The organism is Thauera phenylacetica B4P, assembly GCF_000310225.1.
Classification (GTDB): Bacteria; Pseudomonadota; Gammaproteobacteria; order Burkholderiales; family Rhodocyclaceae; genus Thauera; species Thauera phenylacetica.
In genome coordinates, this window is record NZ_AMXF01000640.1 from 1 (window position 1) to 351 (window position 351).

The 351-nt window shown below is 66.1% G+C and carries 1 protein-coding gene; it reads left to right on the forward strand.

The window, feature by feature from the left end; translation table 11 throughout:
* Positions 1-351: IS630 family transposase (locus tag C667_RS24080; protein ID WP_004393627.1), on the forward strand; the 351-nt coding region annotated here is incomplete at both ends.

The following is a 351-nucleotide window of genomic DNA, read 5'->3' on the forward strand; positions in this document are numbered from 1 at the left end:
CCCGCTGTTCGTGGAGAAGGTGCGCGACATCGTGGGCCTGTACCTGGATCCGCCGCTCAAGGCCATGGTGCTGTGCGTGGACGAGAAGAGCCAGATCCAGGCGCTGGACCGCACACAGCCGATCTTGCCACTGGCCCCGGGCATCCCCGAGCGGCGAACGCACGACTACATGCGCCACGGCACGACGACCCTGTTCGCAGCGCTGGACATCGCCACCGGAGAGGTGATCGGAGAACTCCACCGGCGCCATCGCAGCAGCGAATTCCTGCAGTTCCTGCGCACCGTGGAGGCCAACGTGCCCACCGGGCTGGACGTGCACCTCGTGATGGACAACTACGGCACGCACAAGAC